Below are 4,549 nucleotides of genomic sequence, written 5' to 3' on the forward strand. Positions count from 1 at the left end.
TACGCCAACGGCACCGTGCGCAGCGACGACTGGCCGGCCGACGCCCGCAACGACGGCGGCGGGGACGACCCGCCGCTGCGCAGCTACCTGGCGGTGCCGGTGGCGCTGCGCTCGGGCGCGGTGATCGGCTGCCTGCACTTCGGCCATCCCGAGCCAGCCATGTTCAGCGAGCGCACCGAGCGCATCATCGGCGGCATCGCCGCCCAGGCCGCCATCGCCATCGACAACGCGCGCCTGTACGAGGCTTCGCAGCAGGCCGCCGAGGAACGCAAGATCCTGCTCGACAGCGAGCGCCACGCGCGCGCCGAGGCCGAGCGCAACAGCCAGATGAAGGATGAATTCCTGGCCACACTGTCGCACGAGCTGCGCACGCCGCTGACGGCCATCCTCGGCTGGGCCCAGGTGCTGCGGCGCGGCAGCCGCGACCAGGCCGACCTGCACCGCGGCCTGCAGACCATCGAGCGCAACGCCCGCGCCCAGGCCCAGCTGATCGAGGACCTGCTCGACATGAGCAGCATCGCCTCCGGCAAGGTGCGGCTGGAGATGCTGGCGCTGGCGCCGTCGGCCATCGCGGCGGCCGCCATCGACACCGTGCGCCCGGCCGCCGAGGCCAAGCAGATCCACATCGCCCAGGACTTCGAGCCGGCGCCCGGCATGGTGGCCGGCGACGCCAACCGCCTGCAGCAGATCATCTGGAACCTGCTCACCAACGCCCTCAAGTTCACGCCGGCCGGCGGCCGCATCGGCGTGCGCATCCGGCGCGAGGGCGACCAGATCGCCATCATCGTGCACGACAGCGGCATCGGCATCGCGCCCGACTTCCTGGCCCACGTGTTCGAGCGCTTCCGCCAGGCCGACGCCACCACCACCCGCCAGCACGGCGGCCTGGGCCTGGGGCTGGCGATCGTCAAGCACCTGGTGGAACAGCACGGCGGCACCGTGGCGGCCGCCAGCGAGGGCGTCGGCCATGGCGCCTGCTTCACCGTGCGCCTGCCGCGCCGGCGCGGCGCCAACGAGCCGCTGGGCACGGCCATCGGCGGCCGCCGCGCCACCGCCCACGACCTGACCGGCCTGCAGGTGCTGGTGGTGGACGACGAGGACGACGCGCGCGAGCTGATCAAGCGCATCCTGGCCGACTGCAACGCCGACGTGCTGACCGCCGCCACCGCCACCGAGGCGCTGTCGCTGCTGCAGCACGCGCGTCCGGACCTGATGGTCAGCGACCTCGGCATGCCGGAAGTGGACGGCTACGGCCTGCTGGACCGCATCCGCGCGCTGGGCCCGTCGCGCGGCGGCGACCTGCCGGCCATCGCGCTGACCGCGTTCGCCCGCTCGGAGGACCGCATCAAGGCGCTGTCAAGCGGCTTCCTGGCGCACATCGCCAAACCGGTCGAACCGAACGAGCTGATCGCGAAGGTGGCCATGGGCGCCCACCACCGCCACGTCTGAGCCGGATTGACAGACGCTTAACAGGCGTGGTGACTATTGCTATCACGGAATAAAACATTTCCTACCCGCAGACGCGGCAATGTCCTACAAGCAATCCGAAATTCGGTTGGTAAACTACAAAATCACGAAAAAACAGGTACAATTAGTTTCCATGTGGAAATATCATGCGCAGGTGTGCGACGCAGCACAAATGCTTGCGCTATGATCGCAGGGCGATAACTTTCCGGCCAGAATGGCCGATTTGAGACAGACAGAGACCAATATGCCGAGCCGAGACGAAATCCTGCACGCCAAGATCCTGGTGGTGGATGACAGCGCCGACAACGTCGAACTGATGTTGGAGATCCTGCGCGAAGCCGGCTATACCAATGTCGCCTCCACCATGCTGCCCGAGCAGGTGTGCCCGCTGCACCGCCAGCACTGCTACGACCTGATCCTGCTGGACCTGCAGATGCCGGGCCTGAACGGCTTCCAGGTCATGAAGGGCCTGAAGGAAATCGAACAGGGCGGCTACCTGCCGGTGCTGGCCCTGACCGCCCAGCCCAGCTTCAAGATCGCCGCGCTGGAAGCGGGCGCGCGCGACTTCATCAGCAAGCCGTTCGACCTGCTGGAAGTGCACAAGCGCATCCACAACATGCTCGAGGTGCGGCTGCTGTACAAGGAGCTGGCCCAATACAGCCGCCAGCAGCAGGAACTGGCGCTGCACGATCCGCTCACCGGCCTGCCCAACCGCCGCCTGCTGGAGGACCGCATCGCCACCGTGCTGCAGCACGCCACGCGCCAGCAGAACAGGGCCGCCGTCATGTACCTGGACCTGGACGGCTTCAAGGCCATCAACGACACCCACGGCCACGCGGCCGGCGACGAGATCCTCAAGATGGTGGCGCAGCGCCTGGTCGGCTGCGCCCGCAAGGAAGACACGGTGGCCCGCGTCGGCGGCGACGAGTTCGTCATCGTCATGGGCAATATCAGCCAGCCGGGCGACACCCACGAGCCGGCCGCCAAGCTGATCGAGGCGGTCTCCGAACCCTATGTCATCAACGGCCTGACCTTGCGGCTGTCGACCAGCATCGGCATCGGCATCTATCCCGACGACGCCGACCAGGTGGCGTCGGTGATCGCCGTGGCGGACGCCGCGCTGTACGAGGCCAAGCGCGCCGGCAAGAACCGCTGCTGCACGGCGCAGATGATGGCCATGCCGCCGCAGCAGCACCACGCGATGTCGCCGGCTCCGGCCTGAGCGGCGGGCCGGCCGGTCCACGCCGGGCTTACGCCGGGTGCGCGGCGTCGTGCTCCATCTTGCCCGCATGCTGGTGGTCGTCGTGCGCGTCGACCTTTTCCGGCGCCACCTCGATGCGGGTGACACCGGCGTCGACCGACACCGGATCGCTGGCCGGGAACGTCATCTCCAGGCCGTCGTCCAGCAGAGTCTCCTTGGCCTGCTCTTCCGGCGTGGCCTGCTCCAGGTCGGCCAGGGTGGTGATGGCCGCAGCCCATTTGACGAAGTCCAGCGCGGCCAGTTCGCGCACCGTGTGCACATTGAACGCCTGCGCCAGCGCCTTGGCATCCTTGGCGCTCAGGCCGCGCAGCGCGCTGGTGGGCGCGTCGGCCAGCGCGCGGAAGCTCAGGCCCAGGTATTCCTTATCCACCACAGTATCGATATTCATGATGTGTCCTTTCAACGAGGCTAGGCCACCACTATCGCAGCGCGCGCCGGCGCGGTCTGTACGGCGCCGAACACTGGCGCCCCGCCGCCGCATTGATGCTGCCGTGTTCGATTGAGGGGTGGTTTTTGACATTCATATATGCAATTGATATGATGGTTTGGCGACAATTTCTTGCTTCTCTGGCAGCTACCAGGCCGCGAAGATTTCGCCGTGTCAGCAGGATGCAGAGACCCCGTGCCTAAAACTGAAAAACCCAAAATCCTGGTGGTCAACGACGATGCCAACAGCCTGTTCGCATTGACCAGCCTGCTCACCCAATGGGCCGAGCAGGAAGCCTATGAGGTGCTGGCGGCCCGCTCGGGCCAGGAAGCCCTGCGCCAGGTGCTGATGCACGACTTCGCGGTGATCCTGCTGGACGTGAACATGCCCGGCATGGACGGCTTCGAGACCGCCGAGGCGATCCACCAGCGCGCGCGCTCGGCCAACATTCCCATCATTTTCATCACCGCCTTCCTCGCGGACGAGCTCGACCGCCTGAAGGCCTACCAGCGCGGCGCGGTGGACTTCCTGTTCACGCCGGTGATCCCGCAGGTGCTGCACGCCAAGGTCGCGGTGTTTGTCGCGCTGGCCACCAAGAACGAGGAGCTCAAGCGCCAGGCGCGCCAGCTGAGCCTGCGCACCACCGAGCTGACCGCCACCAACGAGCGCCTCACGCGCGAGATCGAGGAACGCCAGTCGGCCGAGCGGCAGAACCACGCCAAGGACGAGTTCCTCGCCATGCTGGGCCACGAGCTGCGCAATCCGCTGTCGGCCATCAGCAGCGCGGCCTCGCTGATCGGCCTGCCGGGCGTGTCGGCCGACGGCGTCGGGCGCGCGCGCAAGATCATCCAGCGCCAGAGCCAGCACCTGGGCAGCATCGTCGACGACCTGCTGGACCTGTCGCGCGCGATGTCGGGCAAGATCCTGCTCAACCGCGCGCCGCTGGACCTGGCCGCGCTGGTGGCGCAGACGCTGGAGACCTACCGCGCCACCGGCCGCAGCGCCGACTACGAGCTGGTCAACGACCTCGACCCCGGCTGGGTCGAGGGCGACGCCACGCGGCTGGAGCAGATCGCCAGCAACCTGATCGACAACGCCCTCAAGTACACGCCGGCCGGCGGCCGCATCGAGGTGCGCACCTGGACCGAGAACGACGATGTCGTGCTCAGCGTGCGCGACACCGGCGTCGGCATCGCGGCCGACCTGCTGCCGCATGTGTTCGACGTGTTCGTGCAGGGCTCGAGCACGCTGGACCGCTCGCAGGGCGGCCTGGGCATCGGCCTGTCGCTGGTGCGCCGGCTGGCCGAGCTGCACGGCGGCGACATCGCCGCCGACAGCAAGGGCCCGGGCGGCGGCAGCACCTTCACGCTGCGCCTGCCGCGCATCGAGCACCA

General features: G+C 67.9%; 4 protein-coding genes. 3 read left to right on the forward strand and 1 reads right to left on the reverse strand.

Annotated features, from left to right (window positions below; all coding sequences use genetic code 11):
* Positions 1-1,449, forward strand: a 1,449-nt coding sequence (locus GTP90_RS34900) for a hybrid sensor histidine kinase/response regulator (protein WP_161087810.1), incomplete at its 5' end; no start/stop codon positions are given.
* Positions 1,450-1,711: 262 nt separating this feature from the next.
* On the forward strand, positions 1,712-2,689 hold the full coding sequence (locus GTP90_RS34905) for a GGDEF domain-containing response regulator (RefSeq protein ID WP_161087811.1): 978 nt from the start codon (positions 1,712-1,714) through the stop codon (positions 2,687-2,689).
* A 28-nt stretch (positions 2,690-2,717) separates the two neighbouring features.
* Here the strand turns inward: GTP90_RS34905 and GTP90_RS34910 are convergent, their stop codons facing one another.
* Positions 2,718-3,116: a hypothetical protein gene (locus GTP90_RS34910; RefSeq protein WP_161087812.1), complete on the reverse strand. Its 399-nt coding sequence runs from the start codon at positions 3,114-3,116 to the stop codon at positions 2,718-2,720.
* Positions 3,117-3,350: 234 nt separating this feature from the next.
* Between GTP90_RS34910 and GTP90_RS34915 the strand changes: the two genes are divergently transcribed.
* Positions 3,351-4,549 (forward strand): hybrid sensor histidine kinase/response regulator (locus GTP90_RS34915; protein WP_161087813.1); only part of this gene is annotated, 1,199 nt, incomplete at its 3' end.

Source organism: Duganella vulcania, assembly GCF_009857655.1.
Taxonomy (GTDB): domain Bacteria; phylum Pseudomonadota; class Gammaproteobacteria; order Burkholderiales; family Burkholderiaceae_D; genus Rugamonas; species Rugamonas vulcania.

Excerpts from the sequence above, each read along its gene's own strand:
- GTP90_RS34905 (WP_161087811.1), top strand. The coding sequence starts at position 1,712 with ATGCCGAGCCGAGACGAAATCCTGCACGCCAAGATCCTGGTGGTGGAT.
- GTP90_RS34910 (WP_161087812.1), bottom strand. The coding sequence starts at position 3,116 with ATGAATATCGATACTGTGGTGGATAAGGAATACCTGGGCCTGAGCTTC.